At 59.5% G+C, this 18,821-nt stretch carries 16 protein-coding genes; 7 read left to right on the top strand and 9 right to left on the bottom strand.

What is annotated here, in order from left to right:
* The 7 genes from ACIP1X_RS03665 to gloB all read right to left on the bottom strand — a co-directional run.
* The coding region (locus ACIP1X_RS03665; protein WP_400749437.1) for an ABC transporter ATP-binding protein at positions 1-1,491 on the bottom strand (1,491 nt) is incomplete at its 3' end.
* Between the two features lies 1 nt (position 1,492).
* Complete coding sequence (locus tag ACIP1X_RS03670) at positions 1,493-2,512, bottom strand: ABC transporter permease (protein WP_053119376.1); 1,020 nt, start codon at positions 2,510-2,512, stop codon at positions 1,493-1,495.
* Position 2,513: 1 nt separating this feature from the next.
* On the bottom strand, positions 2,514-3,587 hold the full coding sequence (locus ACIP1X_RS03675) for a microcin C ABC transporter permease YejB (protein WP_201226938.1): 1,074 nt from the start codon (positions 3,585-3,587) through the stop codon (positions 2,514-2,516).
* A gap of 4 nt (positions 3,588-3,591) precedes the next feature.
* Complete coding sequence (locus ACIP1X_RS03680) at positions 3,592-5,433, bottom strand: extracellular solute-binding protein (RefSeq protein ID WP_400749440.1); 1,842 nt, start codon at positions 5,431-5,433, stop codon at positions 3,592-3,594.
* Positions 5,430-7,262 (bottom strand): extracellular solute-binding protein, encoded by a 1,833-nt coding sequence (locus ACIP1X_RS03685; protein ID WP_400749441.1) that lies wholly within the window; start codon positions 7,260-7,262, stop codon positions 5,430-5,432. The genes ACIP1X_RS03680 and ACIP1X_RS03685 overlap by 4 nt, the downstream gene beginning before the upstream one ends.
* 335 nt (positions 7,263-7,597) lie before the next feature.
* Positions 7,598-9,058 (bottom strand): LysM peptidoglycan-binding domain-containing protein, encoded by a 1,461-nt coding sequence (locus tag ACIP1X_RS03690; protein ID WP_282358147.1) that lies wholly within the window; start codon positions 9,056-9,058, stop codon positions 7,598-7,600.
* 99 nt (positions 9,059-9,157) lie between these two features.
* The gene (gloB, locus tag ACIP1X_RS03695; RefSeq protein WP_400749444.1) at positions 9,158-9,925 is read right to left on the bottom strand and encodes a hydroxyacylglutathione hydrolase; all 768 of its coding nucleotides are present in this window, start codon (positions 9,923-9,925) and stop codon (positions 9,158-9,160) included.
* 66 nt (positions 9,926-9,991) lie between these two features.
* On the opposite strand from gloB, the gene ACIP1X_RS03700 reads away from it, so the two are divergent.
* The 5 genes from ACIP1X_RS03700 (at position 9,992) to ACIP1X_RS03720 (ending at position 15,378) form a co-directional block, all read left to right on the top strand.
* Positions 9,992-10,750 (top strand): class I SAM-dependent methyltransferase, encoded by a 759-nt coding sequence (locus ACIP1X_RS03700; RefSeq protein WP_053119387.1) that lies wholly within the window; start codon positions 9,992-9,994, stop codon positions 10,748-10,750.
* A gap of 90 nt (positions 10,751-10,840) precedes the next feature.
* Positions 10,841-11,311 carry a ribonuclease HI gene (rnhA, locus tag ACIP1X_RS03705; RefSeq protein WP_053119389.1) on the top strand — a complete coding sequence of 157 codons (471 nt, stop codon included), beginning with the start codon at positions 10,841-10,843 and terminating at the stop codon, positions 11,309-11,311.
* Positions 11,312-11,530: 219 nt separating this feature from the next.
* Complete coding sequence (gene dnaQ / locus ACIP1X_RS03710; RefSeq protein ID WP_159815519.1) at positions 11,531-12,289, top strand: DNA polymerase III subunit epsilon; 759 nt, start codon at positions 11,531-11,533, stop codon at positions 12,287-12,289.
* A gap of 204 nt (positions 12,290-12,493) precedes the next feature.
* Complete coding sequence (locus ACIP1X_RS03715; RefSeq protein WP_400749447.1) at positions 12,494-14,749, top strand: Orn/Lys/Arg decarboxylase N-terminal domain-containing protein; 2,256 nt, start codon at positions 12,494-12,496, stop codon at positions 14,747-14,749.
* 14 nt (positions 14,750-14,763) lie between these two features.
* The gene (locus ACIP1X_RS03720; RefSeq protein WP_053119395.1) at positions 14,764-15,378 is read left to right on the top strand and encodes a GNAT family N-acetyltransferase; all 615 of its coding nucleotides are present in this window, start codon (positions 14,764-14,766) and stop codon (positions 15,376-15,378) included.
* Here ACIP1X_RS03720 and ACIP1X_RS03725 read toward each other — a convergent pair.
* Both ACIP1X_RS03725 and ACIP1X_RS03730 read right to left on the bottom strand, forming a co-directional pair.
* On the bottom strand, positions 15,344-16,237 hold the full coding sequence (locus tag ACIP1X_RS03725) for a LysR family transcriptional regulator (protein WP_400749450.1): 894 nt from the start codon (positions 16,235-16,237) through the stop codon (positions 15,344-15,346). The two genes, ACIP1X_RS03720 and ACIP1X_RS03725, sit on opposite strands and share 35 nt — an antisense overlap.
* 84 nt (positions 16,238-16,321) lie before the next feature.
* The gene (locus ACIP1X_RS03730; protein ID WP_400645953.1) at positions 16,322-16,552 is read right to left on the bottom strand and encodes a hypothetical protein; all 231 of its coding nucleotides are present in this window, start codon (positions 16,550-16,552) and stop codon (positions 16,322-16,324) included.
* A gap of 181 nt (positions 16,553-16,733) precedes the next feature.
* Here ACIP1X_RS03730 and ACIP1X_RS03735 point away from each other — a divergent pair, with 181 nt between their 5' ends.
* Positions 16,734-17,291: an NADPH-dependent FMN reductase gene (locus ACIP1X_RS03735; protein WP_159815522.1), complete on the top strand. Its 558-nt coding sequence runs from the start codon at positions 16,734-16,736 to the stop codon at positions 17,289-17,291.
* 185 nt (positions 17,292-17,476) lie between these two features.
* A complete protein-coding gene (locus ACIP1X_RS03740; RefSeq protein WP_282358151.1) occupies positions 17,477-18,760 on the top strand; it encodes an arsenic transporter in 1,284 nt (427 codons plus the stop codon).
* Positions 18,761-18,821 lie beyond the last annotated feature (61 nt).

The following is an 18,821-nucleotide window of genomic DNA, read 5'->3' on the forward strand; positions in this document are numbered from 1 at the left end:
CACCATCAACTGGTGGCTCAGCGCTTTGACGACAGCCAGGTCATGGCTGATAAACAAATACGTCAGGTTGTACTTGGCTTGCAGTGAACGCAACAGCTCCACCACTTGCCGCTGCACCGTCCGGTCGAGCGCGGAGGTCGGCTCGTCCAGCAGGATCAGCGCCGGTTTCAGCACCAAAGCCCGGGCAATGGCGATTCGTTGCCGTTGCCCACCGGAAAATTCGTGGGGGTAGCGGTGCCGGGTTTCCGGATCCAGACCTACCTCCTTCAATGCCGCAATAATCGCCGCCTCTTGCTCCTCGGCGGTGCCCATTTTGTGAATCCGCAGGCCTTCGCCAACGATGTCACTGACGCACATGCGCGGGCTCAGGCTGCCAAACGGATCCTGAAACACCACCTGCATCTCCCGACGCAACGGGCGAACCTCGTTCTGCGTCAGGCAGTCTAGCTGCTTGCCTTCAAAGCGGATCGCGCCTTTGCTGCCGATCAAACGCAAAATCGCCAGACCCAGCGTGGATTTGCCGGAACCGCTTTCCCCCACAATCCCCAAAGTCTGACCCTGAGGCAGGCTGAAATTGATGCCGTCCACCGCTTTGACGTGATCCACCGTGCGTTTGAGCAGGCCTTTCTTGATCGGGAACCAGACTTTCAAGTCCTCGACCTCAAGCAACGGCGCGCCGATTTTATTGGTCGCCGGGCCCCCGCTGGGCTCCGCGCCGAGCAATTCCCGAGTGTACGGATGCTGCGGCGAACGGAACAGCTCTTCGCACGATGCCTGTTCGACGATGCAACCGCGCTGCATGACACATACACGATGCGCAATTCTTCGCACGAGGTTCAAATCGTGACTGATCAGTAACAGCGACATGCCCAATCGGGCCTGTAATTCCTTGAGCAAATCGAGAATTTTCAGCTGAACGGTCACGTCCAAAGCCGTGGTCGGCTCATCAGCGATCAACAGTTCCGGCTCGTTGGCCAGCGCCATGGCGATCATCACCCGCTGACGCTGGCCGCCGGACAATTCGTGGGGCAGGGCCTTGAGGCGCTTGTGCGGCTCAGGGATGCCGACCATCTCCAACAGCTCCAGCGTACGCTTGGTCGCGACTTTGCCGGTCAGGCCTTTGTGGATGCCGAGGACTTCGTTGATCTGCTTCTCGATCGAGTGCAACGGGTTCAGCGAGGTCATCGGCTCCTGAAAGATCATCGCGATGCGATTGCCGCGAATGTGCCGAATGGTTTTTTCGCTGAGGTCCAGCAGATTTTGCCCGGCGTAATTGATGCTGCCAGCCGGATGACGGGCCATCGGGTAGGGCAGCAACCGCAGGATCGAGTGTGCAGTCACCGATTTGCCCGAGCCGGATTCGCCGACCAACGCCAGGGTTTCGCCACGCTTGATGTCGAAACTCACGCCCTCGACGACGCGGTGCACGCGCTCGCCGAAACCGAATTCGACGGCGAGGTCGCGCACTTCGATCAGATTGTCCTGATTCATTTCACTTCCTCGGGTCGAAGGCATCGCGAGCGGACTCGCCGATAAACACCAGCAAACTCAACATCAAGGCCAGCACGGCAAAGGCGCTGATGCCCAGCCACGGCGCTTGCAGGTTGGATTTGCCCTGCGCGACCAGTTCACCCAGCGACGGACTGCCGGCCGGCAAACCGAAACCGAGGAAGTCCAGCGCGGTAAGGGTGCCGATGGCGCCGGTGAGGATGAACGGCATAAACGTCATGGTCGAGACCATCGCGTTGGGCAGGATGTGGCGGAACATGATCGCGCCGTTCTGCATGCCCAGCGCCCGCGCGGCGCGTACGTATTCGAGGTTACGGCCACGGAGGAACTCGGCGCGCACCACGTCGACCAGGCTCATCCACGAGAACAGCAGCATGATCCCCAGCAGCCACCAGAAATTCGGCTGGACGAAACTGGCGAGAATGATCAGCAAGTACAGCACCGGCAGCCCCGACCAGATCTCCAGAAAACGCTGCCCGGCCAGATCGACCCAGCCGCCATAAAAACCCTGCAGTGCGCCGGCAATCACGCCGATGATCGAACTCAACACGGTCAGCGTCAGCGCGAACAGCACGGAAATACGGAAGCCGTAAATCACCCGCGCCAGCACGTCGCGACCCTGATCGTCGGTACCGAGCAGGTTGTCCGCCGACGGCGGTGCTGGCGCCGGCACTTTCAGGTCGTAATTGATGCTCTGGTAGTTGTACGGAATCGGCGCCCACAACACCCACGCATCCTTGGCCTTGAGCAGTTCGCGGATGTACGGGCTCTTGTAGTTGGCTTCCAGCGGGAATTCGCCGCCAAACGTCGTTTCCGGATAGCGCTTGATCGCCGGGAAGTACCAATTGTTGTCGTAATGCACCACCAGCGGCTTGTCGTTGGCGATCAACTCGGCGCCGAGACTCAGCCCGAACAAAATCAGAAACAGCCACAGCGACCACCAGCCACGCTTGTTGGCCTTGAACAGTTCGAATCGGCGGCGGTTGAGAGGGGACAGGTTCATCTCAATGCTCCCGGCTTTCGAAGTCGATGCGCGGATCGACCAGGGTGTAGGTGAGGTCGCCGATCAGTTTCACCACCAGCCCGAGCAGGGTGAAGATGAACAAGGTGCCGAACACCACCGGGTAATCGCGGTTGATCGCCGCTTCGAAACTCATCAGGCCGAGACCGTCCAGAGAGAAAATCACTTCCACCAGCAGCGAACCGGTGAAGAAGATGCCGATGAACGCCGAGGGGAAACCGGCAATCACCAACAGCATGGCGTTGCGAAACACGTGGCCGTAGAGCACGCGATGGCGGGTCAGGCCTTTGGCCTTGGCGGTGACCACGTACTGTTTGTTGATTTCGTCGAGGAAGCTGTTTTTGGTCAGCAGGGTCATGGTCGCGAAGTTGCCGATTACCAGTGCCGTCACCGGCAGCGCAAGGTGCCAGAAGTAATCGAGGATCTTGCCGCCGAAACTCAGCTCATCGAAGTTGTTCGAGGTCAGCCCGCGTAACGGAAACCAGTCGAGATAACTGCCGCCGGCAAATACCACGATCAGCAGGATCGCAAAAAGGAACGCCGGGATCGCGTAGCCGACGATGATCGCCGAACTGGTCCACACATCGAAGTGACTGCCGTGTCGCGTGGCCTTGGCGATCCCCAGCGGGATCGAGACGAGGTACATGATCAACGTGCTCCACAGCCCCAGCGAGATTGACACCGGCATCTTTTCCTTGATCAGGTCGATGACCTTGGCGTCGCGGAAAAAGCTGTCGCCGAAATCCAGCGAGGCGTAGTTCTTGACCATGATCCACAGGCGTTCCGGGGCCGACTTGTCGAACCCGTACATGTGCTCGATTTCCTTGATCAGCGCCGGGTCCAGGCCTTGCGCGCCGCGATAGGAGGAACCGGCCACCGAGACCTCGGCACCGCCGCCAGCGATGCGACTGGTGGCGCCTTCGAAGCCTTCGAGCTTGGCGATCATCTGTTCCACCGGGCCACCGGGCGCGGCCTGAATGATCACGAAGTTGATCAGCAGAATGCCGAACAGGGTCGGGATGATCAGCAGCAGTCGCCGAAAAATATACGCCAGCATCTGATTACTCCGTGCCCGCAGGGTCGGCTTGCAGTTTGGTTTCGACTTCTACCGCCGGTTTAGCGTCAGGCTTGACCCACCAGGTGTTGATGCCGATGTCGTACTTGGGTGAGACCTTCGGATGGCCGATGTGATTCCAGTACGCCACGCGCCAGGTCTTGATGTGCCAGTTGGGCACCACGTAGTAGCCCCACTGCAACACGCGATCCAGCGCGCGGGCGTGGGCCACCAGGCTTTTGCGCGAGTCGGCATTGATCAGGTTCTCGACCAGTTGATCGACGATCGGATCCTTCAAGCCCATGGTGTTGCGGCTGCTGGCCTTGTCGGCAGCGGCGCTCATCCAGAATTCGCGCTGCTCGTTACCCGGCGAATTGGATTGCGGGAAGCTGCCGACGATCATGTCGAAGTCCCGCGAGCGCACGCGGTTGATGTACTGCGAAACGTCGACGCGGCGGATCACCAGTTCGATGCCGAGGTCGCTGAGGTTGCGCTTGAACGGCAGCAACACGCGTTCGAATTCGGTCTGGGCGAGGAGGAATTCGATGACCACCGGTTTGCCGGTGGCGTCGACCATTTTGTCGTCGACGATCTTCCAGCCAGCCTCTTGCAGCAGTTGATAGGCCTCGCGCTGGTGATTGCGGATCATGCCGCTGGCGTCGGTCTTGGGGTTGTCGAAGGCTTCGCTGAACACCTGCGCCGGGAGCTTGTTGCGGAACGGGTCGAGGATCGCCAGTTGATCGGCGTCGGGCAGGCCGGTGGCGGCCATTTCCGAGTTTTCGAAATAGCTGCGGGTGCGGAAGTAGGCACCGTTGAACAGTTGTTTGTTGGTCCATTCGAAGTCAAACAGCAGACCGAGCGCCTGACGCACCCGTATGTCCTGGAACACCGGACGGCGCAGGTTGTAGACGAAACCCTGCATGCCGGTCGGGTTGCTGTTGGGGATCAATTCCTTGATCAAACGGCCCTCGGTGACCGCCGGGATGTTGTAAGCGTTGGCCCAGTTTTTCGCGGTCATCTCCAGCCAGAAATCGAACTGCCCGGCCTTTAACGCTTCGACGGCGACGGTGTTGTCGCGGTAGTAATCGCTGGTCATCGTGTCGAAATTGTAGAAGCCACGGTTGACCGGCAGATCCTTGCCCCAATAATCCTTGACCCGCTCGTACCGAATCGAACGGCCGGCCTTCACTTCGGCAACCTTGTACGGGCCGCTGCCGAGCGGAATTTCCAGATTGCCCTTGCTGAAATCGCGGTCGGCCCACCAGTGTTTTGGCAACACCGGCAACTGGCCGAGAATCAGCGGCAACTCGCGATTATTGTTGTGCTTGAACTTGAACAGCACTTTCAGCGGGTCTTCGGCGATGACTTCGGACACGTCGCTGTAGTAGCCGCGATACATCGGCGAGCCTTCCTTGGTCAGCGTGTTGAAGCTGAACACCACGTCGTCGGCGCGCACTGGATGACCGTCGTGGAAACGTGCTTCGGGGCGCAGGTAGAACCGCACCCAGCTGTTGTCCGGGGCCTTTTCGATCTTGCCAGCGATCAGGCCATATTCGGTGAACGGCTCGTCGAGGCTGTGTTTGGTCAGGGTGTCGTAGATCTGCCCGATGTCATCGGCCGGCACGCCTTTGCTGATAAACGGGTTGAGGCTGTCGAAGCCACCAAAACCGGCCTGACGGAATACGCCGCCCTTGGGCGCGTCGGGATTCACGTAATCGAAATGCTTGAAATCGGCCGGGTATTTCGGCGGCTCGTTGTACAGGGTCACGGCGTGTTGCGGGGCGGCCAAGGCCAGCCCGGCGAACAGCAAGCCGCTGGCCTGGACGAGCAGGGCGCGGATGGGTTTCATCGATCTTTCTCCGAAGACTTCAGCCACCACGCGCTCAGGCCCAGGGTGTAGGGCGGCGTGGTGACGAAGGCCAACCGGTTGCGGTAGGCCAGGCGGTGATAATTCAGGTACCAGTTGGGAATGCTGTAGTGCTGCCAGAGCAGCACGCGGTCGAGCGCCTTGCCGGCGGCGACCTGTTCATCGCGGGTGCGCGCGGCGAGCAATTGTTCGAGCAGGTGATCGACCACCGGGTTGGCGATGCCCGCGTAATTTTTGCTGCCCTTGACGCCGACCTGACTGGAATGGAAGTACTGCCACTGCTCAAGGCCCGGGCTGAGGGTCTGGTTGAGCGTCATCAGGATCATGTCGAAATCGAACTGATCGAGGCGCTGTTTGTACTGCGCGCGATCGACCGTGCGCAGGCGCGCGTCGATGCCGATGCTGTTGAGGTTCTCAATGTACGGCTGGAGGATGCGTTCCAGATTCGGGTTGACCAGCAGCAGTTCGAAACGCAGCGGCTGGCCGTCGGCGTTTTGCAGGCGCTGGCCGTTGAGCTTCCAGCCGGCCTCGGCGAGCAGGGCCAAGGCTTTACGCATGGTTTCGCGAGGAATGCCGCGACCGTCGGTTTGCGGCAACGTGAACGGCTCGGTGAACAGCTTGGCCGGCAGTTGCTCCTTGTACGGCTTGAGCATCAGCCATTCGTGCCCCACCGGCAGGCCGCTGGCGCTGAATTCGCTGTTCGGGTAGTAACTGGTGGTGCGCTTGTAGGCATCGCTGAACAGCGCGCGGTTGGTCCACTCGAAGTCGAACATCAGCCCCAGCGCTTCGCGGGTTTTGACGTCGGCGAACGTGGCGCGGCGGGTGTTCATGAACAGGCCCTGACTCTGGGTCGGGATCTGGTGCGGGATCTGCGCCTTGATCACGTCGCCACGGCGGATGGCCGGGAAGTTGTAGCCGTTGGCCCAGTTCTTCGCCTGATGCTCGATGTAGATGTCGAACTCGCCGGCCTTGAACGCTTCGAAGGCGACATCGCTGTCGCGGTAGAACTCGACTTCCATGCGATCGAAGTTGTACTTGCCGCGATTGACCGCCAAGTCCTTGCCCCAGTAATCCTTGACCCGCTCGAAGATCAATTGTCGGCCCGGCGTCACCGAAGTGATGCGATACGGGCCGCTGCCCAGCGGCTGTTCGAAGGTGGTGGCTTTGAAGTCGCGGTCTTTCCAGTAGTGCTGCGGCAGCACCGGCAATTCACCGAGGCGCAGGATCAACAGCGGATTGCCCGAGCGTTTGAGCACGAAACGGATGCGCTGCGGATTGAGGATATCCACGCGCAGCACTTCCTGAAGGGCGGTGCGGTACAGCGGATGACCTTCCTTGAGCAGCAAGCGGTAGGAGAACGCGACGTCGTAAGCGGTGATCGGCGTGCCGTCGTGGAAACGTGCTTCGGGGCGCAGATTGAACACCACCCAGCTGCGATCTTCGCTGTATTCCACCGATTGCGCGATCAGGCCATAGCTTGACGCCGGCTCGTCACCGGAAGGCGAATACTGGCCAGTGCCGACCATCAGCGGCTCGTTCAGCTCGTTGATGCCGTACTGGAGGAAATTCGGCGTGGTGACCGGGCTGGTGCCCTTGAAGGTGTATGGGTTGACCGTATCGAAGGTGCCGAACGCCATCACCCGCAACGTACCGCCCTTGGGCGCTTGCGGGTTGACCCAGTCGAAGTGGGTAAATCTGGCCGGGTACTTGAGCGTGCCGAACTGCGCATAACCGTGACTTTCGGTAATCGTCGCGCTTGCGGTTGAGCTCAAGGCCAGGCTGATCAGGAGCAGGAGGAGGGGACGCTTCAAGTCAGATCTGATCCAGGCGGCTTGGGCTTTGTGGGCCGTACAGTAACAGCTTGTCTGGACAGGAAAAAGATCGCGGGTTAATGGGGGGTTAATCCGCTTGCCTGACAGCCCCTCACCCTAGCCCTCTCCCGGAGGGAGAGGGGACTGACCGAGGTGTTTGCGGGAGGTACGCCGACTTGGGATACCGAGCCGAACTCAAATTCTGAATAGCCCCCGATCTGCTCCCTTTCCCCTCTACCCCTTGGGGGAGAGGGCTGGGGTGAGGGGGATGGATCTCAAAAACACCAAAAAACCCGAACCAAAAAAAAGCCCCCGAAATCTCAGGGGCTCTTCTGTCAGTGCGGCTGATAAACCGTGAGCATCTGCCCCGGCTTCAAAGCCTTGCTTGCACCCGGATTCCAGCGCTTGAGATGCTGCATCTCAACATTGAAACGCTTGGCCACCACGTACAACGTGTCGCCGCGCTTGACCTTGTACTGAGTCTGCTGCTTGCTATCGCCTTTTTTGCTCTTGCTGTTGGCCGCAATCACCGTGTTGACCCGGCCCGAGCTGCGGCTCTTGGTTGGTTTGCTCGTGTCGCGCATCACCAGGGTTTGACCAACCTTGAGGTTTTTGCCGGTCAGCTTGTTCCAGCGTTGCAGATCCTTCACTTCAACCTTGTTGGCCTTGGCGATGGAGCCGAGGTTGTCGCCACGCTTGACGCGGTAGGCGCGTTTCAGCTTCGCCACTTCCGTCGGATCAGCGCCTTCAAACACCGGTTTCAACGAGCGTTTGCTGATCAACTCGTCCGGCGACATGGTCTGCAGGCTGGTGGTCAGCAATTGCGCCTTCGACGTCGGCACCAGCAAATGCTGGGGGCCGTCGACGGTAATGCGCTGTTTGTAAGCGGGGTTGAGCTGGAACAGTTCGTCTTCGTCGATGTTGGCCACTTCAGCGACTTTGGACAGATCCATGCGCTGATTGATTTCGACGACCTGGAAGTACGGTTCGTTGGCGATCGGGTTGAGGTTGACCCCGTACGCTTCCGGCGACTGCACCACCTGCGACAGCGCCAGCAACTTCGGCACGTAGGCCTGGGTTTCCGACGGCAGCGGCAGGTTCCAGTAGTCGGTTGGCAAACCGAGTTTCTCGTTACGCTCGATGGCGCGGCTGACCGTGCCTTCACCGGCGTTATACGCGGCGAGCGCCAGCAGCCAGTCACCGTTGAACATGTCGTGCAGACGGGTCAGGTAATCGAGTGCGGCGGTGGTCGAGGCGGTGATGTCGCGACGACCATCGTAGAAACGGGTCTGACGCAGGTTGAAGTAACGCCCGGTGGACGGAATGAATTGCCACAGGCCAACCGCGTCAGCGCGGGAATAGGCCATCGGGTTGTAGGCACTTTCAATCACTGGCAGCAGCGCCAGTTCCAGCGGCATGTTGCGTTCTTCGAGGCGTTCGACAATGTAATGAATGTAGAGACTGCCGCGATCGCCGGCGTTCTCAAGGAATGAAGGATTGCTGGCGAACCACAGGCGCTGTTGCTCGATGCGCGGGTTCACGCCCAGGCCTTCCTGCAACTGGAAGCCCTCGCGCATGCGCTCCCAGACGTCCTGAGGAATCTGTGGAGTGGGCTTTTCGCTGAGCCAGATCGGCTTTTGCTTGGCTCGCGCAGCAATGTTCGGCGTATGGGTCGCTTCAGTCTGCGGAGCATGGCTTGAACAGCCCGCCAGCGTGGCGGACACAGCCACCGCGATGGCTTGCGCCAAGCGGGTCAATGCGTCTGAATTGACGGACTTACGTATGGATGACGACATTGGCTGGAAGTAAGTTCCGGGCAAAAATGTCGGGCGATTCTAGAAAGCGCACCCCCTGCGGTCAACCATTGAGAATTTTTGTACCAAGCAGACCACTGCTTAGAACTTATCTTTCCAAGCCCGCAGAGCCGCAAAAACCTCACTCGGCGCCCGGTTTTGAGCGCCTGCCCGTTCGTCCACTTTTTGTTTAACTAATGTTTCAGCGGTGCGTAAAAACGGATTTGTGAGCTTTTCCAGTGCCAAAGTTGACGGCAGAGTCATCACGCCGTTTTGCCGTTGTTGGGTAACTTTTTCCAGACGGGCGGCAATATCGGCATTGCTCGGTTCGACCGCTGCGGCGAATTTGAGATTGCTCAGGGTGTATTCGTGGGTGCAATAGACGAGGGTGTCTTCGGGCAGTGCGGCGAGACGGCTGAGCGAGTGGTGCATCTGATCGGGCGTGCCTTCGAACAGGCGGCCGCAACCTGCGGCAAACAGAGTGTCGCCGCAGAACAGCAGGCCGTGGTGATAATAAGCAATGTGTCCCAAGGTGTGACCGGGCACCGCATAGACATCAAAGTCCCAGCCGAGCACGCTGGCGGTGTCGTTGTCGTTCAGCGCCACGTCGCGCGCCGGGATATTTTCGCTGGCCGGGCCATAAACAGTGGCGCCGCTGATGTGTTTCAAACGTTCGACGCCGCCAACGTGGTCATGGTGATGGTGAGTGATCAAAATATCGCTCAAGACCCAGTCCGGATGTGCATCAAGCCACGCCTCGACGGGCGCGGCATCACCCGGGTCGACCACGGCGCAACGTTGGCTGCGGTGATCCTGTAACAACCAGATGTAGTTATCGGTGAACGCGGGCAGGGCACTGATCTGTATCATCGTCGGAATTCGCCAAGCGGGAAACATTGGCGCATCTTAGTAGTTCCTGGCGCTTTGGAGAATGCGATGAGTGATAAAGCGTTCGCACAGGCTGATCCTGACTGGCTGGCACTGATCGGTGCCGCCCGTGAATGGCTGTCCGGCCCGCTCGGGCAATTTCTGCTCGATGAAGAGCGGCGCATGCTCGAAGACGAGCTCGGTCGGTTCTTTGGCGGTTATCTGGTGCATTACGGCCCGTCCGCTGAAACGCCACCGTCGGCGCCACAAGTGCAGCGCAACGTGCGCCTTGGCGCGCCGCTGCCGGGTGTCGAGATTGTCTGCGAAGAGCAGGCCTGGCCTTTGAGCGAACACGCGGCGGATGTGGTGGTGATGCAGCACGGTCTGGATTTCTGCCTGTCACCCCACGGTTTGCTGCGCGAAGCGGCGAGCAGCGTGCGCCCCGGTGGCCATTTGCTGATCATCGGCATCAACCCGTGGAGCACGTGGGGGCTGCGTCATGTTTTCGCCCACGACGCCTTGCGTCAGGCGCGCTGCATCTCGCCATCGCGGGTCGCCGACTGGCTCAACCTGCTGGGCTTCGCGCTGGAGAAACGCCGCTTCGGGTGCTATCGTCCGCCGCTCGCGTCAGCCAAGTGGCAGGGCCGTCTGGCCGGCTGGGAACGCAAGGCCGGTGACTGGCAATTGTCGGGCGGCGGCTTCTATTTATTGGTCGCGCGCAAGATCGTGGTGGGCCTGCGGCCGTTGCGGCAGGAACGTCGCGAGCCGATGGGCAAGCTGATTCCGCTGCCGATGGCCAAGGTCAACCGCCGCCGTATCGAACCGTAAACCTTCTTTTAATTGTGGCCGGGTTTGTCCCGGCCTTGGTCATTGTCGATCCGTGATCGGCAAGGCACGTATTTTTCTGGATAGAGTGGCATGAGCGAAAGCGTTGAAAGCGTCGACACCGTAGAACTGTTCACTGACGGCGCCTGCAAAGGCAATCCCGGCCCGGGCGGCTGGGGCGCCTTGCTGGTGTGCAAGGGCGTTGAAAAGGAACTGTGGGGCGGCGAAGCCAACACCACCAACAACCGCATGGAATTGCTCGGCGCCATTCGTGGCCTCGAAGCCTTGAAGCGTCCGTGTGAAGTGTTGCTGGTAACCGACTCGCAATACGTGATGAAGGGCATCAACGAGTGGATGGCCAACTGGAAGAAACGCGGCTGGAAAACGGCGGCGAAAGAACCGGTGAAAAACGCTGATTTGTGGAAAGAGCTCGATGAGCAGGTCAACCGCCACACCGTCAAATGGAAGTGGGTGCGTGGGCACATCGGCCATCATGGCAACGAGCGGGCTGACCAGTTGGCGAACCGTGGTGTGGACGAGGTTCGCGGGTACAAGCAGAGCTGATTCCTTCTGTTGTATCGTGGTGTGGTCATTCGCGAGCAGGCTCGCTCCCACAGGAAAATGCATTCCAGATCTGATCTGTACCTTCCTTGAATTGGAATGCATTCCAATGTGGGAGCGAGCCTGCTCGCGAATGGGACGCCACGGTCTGCCTGAAACACCCCGCCGAGCGTGTTAACATCCGCGTTTTTGCACGATTGACCCGTTGAGAGCTGAGCACTGATGGCCACCAGATCCGTTGTACTCGATACCGAAACCACCGGCATGCCGGTGACCGATGGTCACCGGATTATCGAAATCGGTTGTGTCGAACTGATCGGTCGGCGCCTGACGGGCCGGCACTTCCACGTCTATCTGCAACCGGATCGCGAGAGTGACGAAGGCGCGATTGGCGTTCACGGCATCACCAACGAATTCCTCGTCGGCAAACCGCGTTTCAATGAAGTCGCTGATGAATTTTTCGAGTTCATCAAAGGCGCGCAGCTGATCATCCATAACGCGGCGTTCGACGTTGGCTTCATCAACAACGAATTCGCCTTGATGGGCGCGAAGGATCGCGCTGACATCACGCAGCACTGCTCGATCCTCGACACCCTGATGATGGCCCGGGAACGTCACCCGGGGCAGCGCAACAGCCTCGATGCCTTGTGCAAACGTTACGGCGTCGACAACTCCGGTCGTGAATTGCACGGCGCGTTGCTCGACTCGGAGATTCTTGCCGACGTCTACCTGACCATGACCGGCGGCCAGACCAGCCTGTCGCTTGCGGGCAATGCTTCTGACGGTAACGGATCGGGCGAGGGCGCGGACAACTCGGCGACCGAGATTCGTCGGTTGCCGGTAGATCGCCAGCCTGCGCGGATTATTCGCGCGACTGAAGATGAATTGGCGGCGCATCTGGTGCGGTTGGAGATTATCGCCAAGTCGGCGGGTGGGCCGGCGATGTGGACACAGATTGCTGAGGCTGACGCGCAGGTTTAAAAGATCAAAGGATCGTCCGATCGCGGCCCGAGCCTTCGGCAGCTCCTACAGGGGATTGCATTCCAATGTAGGAGCTGCCGAAGGCTGCGATCTTTTGCTTTTACAGGCATGAAGCCAACTGGCCACCCTCGCCACATTCGCTGCAACCCTCTACCCTGAGTGCATTGGCAGATTCATTTCTGCCGCCTCAGGACACTGAGCCCCATGTACAAAGATTTGAAGTTTCCGGTGTTGATCGTCCATCGCGACATCAAGGCCGACACGGTCGCCGGTGACCGCATCCGTGGCATCGCCCGGGAACTGGAGCAGGAAGGTTTCAGCATCGTTTCTGCCACCGACTACACGGAAGGGCGTCTGGTCGCGTCGACCCATCATGGCCTCGCGTGCATGCTGATTGCCGCCGAGGATGCCTCAACCAACTCGCATCTGTTGCAGAACATGGCTGAACTCATTGGCCTCGCGCGGGTGCGCGCCCCGGATCTGCCGATCTTTGCCTTGGGCGAGCAAGTCACCCTGGAAAACGCCCCGGCCGATGCCATGGCCGAGCTCAATCAACTGCGCGGCATTCTCTATCTGTTCGAAGACACCGTGCCGTTTCTCGCCCGGCAAGTGGCGCGAGCGGCGCGCAAGTATCTGGATGGTTTGCTGCCGCCGTTTTTCAAAGCGCTGGTGCAGCACACCGCCGACTCCAACTATTCTTGGCATACCCCCGGCCATGGCGGGGGCGTTGCCTATCACAAGAGTCCGGTGGGGCAGGCGTTTCACCAGTTTTTTGGGGAGAACACACTGCGTTCGGATTTGTCCGTATCGGTGCCGGAACTCGGCTCACTGCTCGATCACACTGGCCCGCTCGCTGAAGCCGAAGCCCGTGCGGCGCGCAATTTCGGCGCCGATCACACGTTTTTCGTGATCAATGGCACCTCGACCGCCAACAAGATTGTCTGGCACTCGATGGTCGCTCGCGATGATCTGGTGTTAGTCGACCGCAACTGCCACAAGTCGGTGCTGCACGCGATAATCATGACTGGCGCGATCCCGTTGTACCTGTGCCCGGAGCGTAATGAGCTGGGGATCATCGGCCCGATCCCGCTGAGCGAATTCAGCCGTGAATCGATTCAGGCGAAGATCGATGCGAGCCCGCTGACCAAGGGTCGCGCGCCAAAAGTCAAATTGGCAGTGGTGACCAACTCGACCTATGACGGCCTCTGCTACAACGCCGAGCTGATCAAGCAAAAACTCGGTAACAGCGTCGAAGTCCTGCATTTCGACGAGGCCTGGTACGCCTACGCGGCGTTCCACGAATTCTTTGCCGGACGTTACGGCATGGCCACATCACGCAGCGAAGACAGTCCGCTGGTGTTCACCACCCATTCCACGCACAAACTGCTCGCGGCATTCAGTCAGGCCTCGATGATTCATGTGCAGGACGGCGGTGCGCGGCAGCTGGATCGTGACCGTTTCAACGAAGCGTTCATGATGCACATCTCGACCTCGCCGCAATACAGCATCATCGCCTCGCTGGATGTTGCGTCGGCGATGATGGAGGGCCCGGCCGGACGTTCGTTGTTGCAGGAAACTTTTGATGAAGCGCTGAGCTTCCGTCGTGCGCTGGCGAATCTGCGTCAGCACATTGCTGCGGATGACTGGTGGTTTTCGATCTGGCAGCCGCCCGGCGTCGAAGGTATTGACCGCGTGCAGACCGAAGACTGGTTGCTGAAACCCGATGCCGACTGGCACGGTTTCGGCGATGTCAGCGACGATTATGTGCTGCTCGACCCGATCAAAGTGACCCTGGTGATGCCGGGCCTCAACGCGGGCGGCGCGTTAAGCGAAAAGGGCATCCCGGCCGCGGTGGTCAGCAAATTCCTCTGGGAACGCGGCTTGGTCGTCGAAAAAACCGGCCTGTATTCGTTTCTGGTGTTGTTCTCCATGGGCATCACCAAAGGTAAATGGAGCACGCTGCTCACCGAACTGCTGGAGTTCAAGCGCAGTTACGACGCCAACGTGCGCCTCGATACTTGCCTGCCTTGCGTAGCGTTGGAAGACGCCGTGCGTTATCGCGGCATGGGCCTGCGCGACCTCTGTGATCAACTGCACGCCTGTTATCGCAGCAACGCCACGGCCAAACACCTGAAACGCATGTACACCGTGCTCCCCGAAATCGCCATGAAACCGGCTCACGCCTACGATCATCTGGTGCGCGGCGAAGTCGAGGCGGTGCCGATCGATGAATTGGAAGGAAGGATTGCCGCCGTGATGCTGGTGCCGTATCCCCCGGGAATTCCGCTTATCATGCCCGGCGAACGCTTTACTGAATCGACGCGTTCGATCATTGATTACCTGAAATTTGCTCGCACGTTCGATAGCAGCTTCCCCGGTTTTGTCGCGGATGTGCATGGATTGCAGCACGAAGACGAGGGCAATGGGCGGCTATACACCGTCGATTGTGTGAAGGAATGAGGACTTTTCCCAGTATGCAACCGGCCGTGAATCCCAAATACCCAGGCCTGTCGGTGCGTGTCGCCGACGAAGGTTTTGCGCCCTATATCTGGGGCAGCGACTTCAGTTTTGAGGTGGCGGCGTATGGCGCGGCGGTGATTGGTCAGCCTGTCGAGCAGTGGCGGGTGACGCCGATCGTGCCGTACCGCAAGTGCTACGGCATCGACCCCGAAGAATTCAGCAGTTTCCGCGATGCGCCGGACAGTGCGATTTTCATGGCGTATCTGGATGATGAGGCGGTGGGCCATTTGGTGATCAGCACCAACTGGAACGGTTTCGCCCACATTGACGAATTGGCGGTGCACGCGCCGGCCCGGCGGCATGGCGTGGCCAAAGCGTTGCTGGATGTCGCGCAATTCTGGAGTCGCAAGAAGAAGCTGCCGGGGATCATGCTCGAAACGCAAAACAACAACCTCGGTGCTTGCCGGTTGTATGAGCGTTGCGGCTATGTGATTGGCGGTGTTGACGAGTTGCGCTATCGCGGCATTGATCCGAACACCGCTGAAGTGGCGCTGTTCTGGTACCGATTGTTTGATAATCCGCTGGAAAACCCGCTCAGCTCGACAGCATCGCCTCGGCTTGTTCCGTGACGATCGTCAGCAAGGTCTGAATCGCTGCTGACGGCGCACAGTGTTTATAGGTCAGCGCGAAGAGGCTGATCGGCACCGCCGGCGACAGTGGGCAGACATCGAGCCCGCCGGCGCGCGCACCGAGGGCGGTGAACGGGTCGACGATGGCCAGGCCTTCGCCGGCCTCGACCATGCTGCGCATCATCTGATGGGTTTGCACGCGAGTCTGGATGCTCGGCGCCGGGCGCAAGGCCTGGAGTTTGTTTTCCAGTGCCGGGCTCAGCGGATCCTGACCGTCGAGGCCGACCATCGCCTGACCGGCCAAGTCCTGTAGAGAAATGTATTTCTGCTTCGGCTGCAGCCAACCGTGGGGCGCGAGCAGTTGCAGTTTGCCGTGGGCCAGTGGCTGGCAATCAATGTCGGGATGTTCGGGATCGTGCAGGCTCAGGCCCAGATCACTTTCGCGCAGCAACAAGTTGCGGACGATGTCGCGGGTCGGCGCACTGAGCAGGCTGCACGGTGCATCGGGCAGGCGTCGGCGCAGGGCGGCAAGACTTTGCGGTAATAGATGTTGGGAGAGCGGCGGGGTGCCGATGATGCGCAAGGGAGGGGCGAGGTACTGTTTGAGGCTACTGGCCAGACGCTGAACCGGCTCAAGCGCTGCATAGACGTGGGCGATTTCGACTTGCAGCGCCCGCGCTTCCGGCGTCGATTGCAATCGTCCGCGAACGCTGGCGAACAGCATGAACCCCAACTGACTCTCGGCTTCGCGCAAACGCTCTTCGACCTCGGTCACTGGCAACTGCAGCCATTCGGCGGCGGTGCCCAGGTGACCGGTCTGCAAGAGCGCCTGAATCACTTCGATATGGCGTAAACGCATGCGTGAAGTCCATGTTCAGCAGGTGGGGTCAGTGACTGATCCTAACCCAACTCTGCGCATATGACTTCTGCTCATAACGACGAGTTATGAAGCGACGGTTGGCTCAGGTTCGCGGGTCAGGGTGATACCCGACTGAACCAGTTCGAACGTCTGGTCGTCGATCTTCTTGATGCGATCGCCGATGGCCAGTTTGTAAATCGGCTCCGAGCCAGTGAGACCGTCTGCCGACGGGGTGGATTCCTGGAATTCATGCACGGAATAAACGCGGCCTTCCGCATCTCTTGCATGGAACTGACCGACGAGTACTGCTGCCATCTGTTTAGAACCTCTGGAGATAAAACGCTTGATTTGCGGTTTTAAGACCGCCATCCAGCGCTGTAAGTTTTCCTGCACGAAAAAAATATTCAGCAGCCGGGATTTTTCCCTCGTCTGCTGGTGGAATCGTCACGGGATCATCTATAACTACAGGCTCCCCCACGGACATCGAGAGTCTTCCATGAGCAATGTCTATAACGTCGCCGTCATAGTCGGTAGCCTGCGCAAAGCATCGATCAACCGCAAAGTCGCCCTGGCGCTGGCGGAACTGGCACCGGCGAACCTGAAACTGAGCATTGTCGAGATTGGCGATCTGCCACTGTATAACGAAGACATTGATGGCGATTCACCGCCGGCAGCCTACAGTACTTTCCGGCAAAAAGTCGGTTCTTCCGACGCGGTGCTGTTTGTTACGCCGGAGTACAACCGCTCGGTGCCGGCGCCACTGAAAAATGCCATCGACGTCGGCTCGCGGCCGTATGGCAAGAGCGCCTGGAGCGGCAAGCCGGGCGCGGTGATCAGTGTATCGCCGGGGGCCATTGGCGGTTTCGGCGCGAACCAGCACCTGCGCCAGTCGTTTGTGTTTCTCAATGTGCCTTGCATGCAGCAGCCTGAGGCTTATCTGGGCGGCGCGGGGACTGCATTTGATGAGGCGGGGAAGTTGAGTGAATCGGTGAAACCTTTCCTGCAAAGCTTTATCAATGCTTACGGACAGTTTGTCGAGCAACACAAAAAATAGTTTCGCTTGATAACTCCTGTGGCGAGGGGATTTATCCCCGTTCGGCTGCGAAGCAGTCGCAAAACCTGCTAGCTCGGTATGGCTGAGGAACGCAGGGGGTCGCTTCGCAACCCAACGGGGATAAATCCCCTCGCCACAGGTACTCTGTCGCTCCTGAAAACTACTATCGAACAAGGCTGTTGCGGATGCTTGCTGCATCACTGATTTTCCTGCTGACCATTACCCTTGTCATCTGGCAACCCAAAGGCCTCGGCGTCGGCTGGAGTGCGACGCTCGGCGCTGTGCTGGCGTTGATCTTTGGCGTCGTGCATCTGAGCGATATCCCGCTGGTCTGGCAGATCATCTGGAACGCCACCGGCACCTTTGTTGCGCTGATCATCATCAGTCTGCTGCTCGACGAGGCCGGTTTCTTCAATTGGGCTGCGTTGCACGTGGCGCGTTGGGGGCGGGGCAGTGGGCGCAAGCTGTTTGCCTTTATGGTGCTGCTCGGCGCGCTGGTGTCGGCGCTGTTCGCCAATGACGGCGCGGCGCTGATCCTCACGCCAATCGTGATTTCCATGCTGCTGGCGCTGCGCTTTTCCCCGGCTGCGACCCTGGCCTTCGTCATGGGCGCAGGCTTTATCGCCGACACCGCAAGCCTGCCGCTGGTGGTGTCGAACCTGGTCAACATCGTCTCGGCGGACTTCTTCCACATCGGCTTCAACCGCTACGCGGCGGTGATGGTGCCGGTCAACTTCGTCAGCGTCGCGGCGACGTTGGGGATGTTGCTGTGGTTCTTCCGCCGTGACATTCCCAAGGCCTACGACCCCGATCAACTTGAGCGTCCTGAAACCGCGATCCACGACAAAGCCACGTTCTATGCGGGTTGGGCGGTGTTGGCGATTCTGTTGATCGGCTGTTTCGCCCTTGAGCCGTTGGGCATTCCGATCAGCGCGATTTCCGCTGTCTGCGCCGCACTGCTGCTGGGCATCGCCGCGCGCGGTCACAAGATCTCTACGCGCAAGGTGATGAAAGAGGCGCCGTGGCAGATCGTGATTTTCTCGCTGGGCATGTATCTGGTGGTCTACGGCTTGCGCAATGCCGGGCTGACAAGCTATCTGGCCGGCTGGCTGGATGTGTTTGCCGGCCACGGTGTGTGGGGTGCGGCGCTGGGCACCGGTGTGCTGACGGCGCTGTTGTCGTCGATCATGAACAACTTGCCGACGGTGCTGATCGGTTTGCTGTCGATTGATGCAAGTCAGGCGAGCGGGGTGATCAAGGAGGCGATGATTTACGCCAACGTGATCGGCAGCGACTTGGGGCCGAAGATCACGCCGATTGGCAGTCTGGCCACGTTGCTGTGGCTGCATGTGCTGGAGCGCAAGGGGATTCACATTGGTTGGGGGTATTACTTCAAGGTCGGGATTGTGTTGACGGTGCCGGTGTTGTTGGTGACGTTGGCGGCTTTGGCTGTGCGTTTATCTATTTAGACCGTGTTGGCCTCTTCGCGAGCAAGCCCGCTCCCACAGGGGAATGCATTCCAAATGTGGG

This window comes from Pseudomonas sp. NPDC088885 (assembly GCF_044750025.1).
In the GTDB taxonomy this organism is placed as follows: domain Bacteria; phylum Pseudomonadota; class Gammaproteobacteria; order Pseudomonadales; family Pseudomonadaceae; genus Aquipseudomonas; species Aquipseudomonas rustica.

What these genes read in the sequence shown, in the direction of transcription:
- ACIP1X_RS03670 (WP_053119376.1), bottom strand. Translation starts at nt 2,512, where the DNA reads ATGAACCTGTCCCCTCTCAACCGCCGCCGATTCGAACTGTTCAAGGCC.
- ACIP1X_RS03675 (WP_201226938.1), bottom strand. Translation starts at nt 3,587, where the DNA reads ATGCTGGCGTATATTTTTCGGCGACTGCTGCTGATCATCCCGACCCTG.
- ACIP1X_RS03680 (WP_400749440.1), bottom strand. Translation starts at nt 5,433, where the DNA reads ATGAAACCCATCCGCGCCCTGCTCGTCCAGGCCAGCGGCTTGCTGTTC.
- ACIP1X_RS03690 (WP_282358147.1), bottom strand. Translation starts at nt 9,058, where the DNA reads ATGTCGTCATCCATACGTAAGTCCGTCAATTCAGACGCATTGACCCGC.
- gloB (WP_400749444.1), bottom strand. Translation starts at nt 9,925, where the DNA reads ATGATACAGATCAGTGCCCTGCCCGCGTTCACCGATAACTACATCTGG.
- ACIP1X_RS03700 (WP_053119387.1), top strand. Translation starts at nt 9,992, where the DNA reads ATGAGTGATAAAGCGTTCGCACAGGCTGATCCTGACTGGCTGGCACTG.
- rnhA (WP_053119389.1), top strand. Translation starts at nt 10,841, where the DNA reads ATGAGCGAAAGCGTTGAAAGCGTCGACACCGTAGAACTGTTCACTGAC.
- dnaQ (WP_159815519.1), top strand. Translation starts at nt 11,531, where the DNA reads ATGGCCACCAGATCCGTTGTACTCGATACCGAAACCACCGGCATGCCG.
- ACIP1X_RS03715 (WP_400749447.1), top strand. Translation starts at nt 12,494, where the DNA reads ATGTACAAAGATTTGAAGTTTCCGGTGTTGATCGTCCATCGCGACATC.
- ACIP1X_RS03720 (WP_053119395.1), top strand. Translation starts at nt 14,764, where the DNA reads ATGCAACCGGCCGTGAATCCCAAATACCCAGGCCTGTCGGTGCGTGTC.
- ACIP1X_RS03725 (WP_400749450.1), bottom strand. Translation starts at nt 16,237, where the DNA reads ATGCGTTTACGCCATATCGAAGTGATTCAGGCGCTCTTGCAGACCGGT.
- ACIP1X_RS03730 (WP_400645953.1), bottom strand. Translation starts at nt 16,552, where the DNA reads ATGGCAGCAGTACTCGTCGGTCAGTTCCATGCAAGAGATGCGGAAGGC.
- ACIP1X_RS03735 (WP_159815522.1), top strand. Translation starts at nt 16,734, where the DNA reads ATGAGCAATGTCTATAACGTCGCCGTCATAGTCGGTAGCCTGCGCAAA.
- ACIP1X_RS03740 (WP_282358151.1), top strand. Translation starts at nt 17,477, where the DNA reads ATGCTTGCTGCATCACTGATTTTCCTGCTGACCATTACCCTTGTCATC.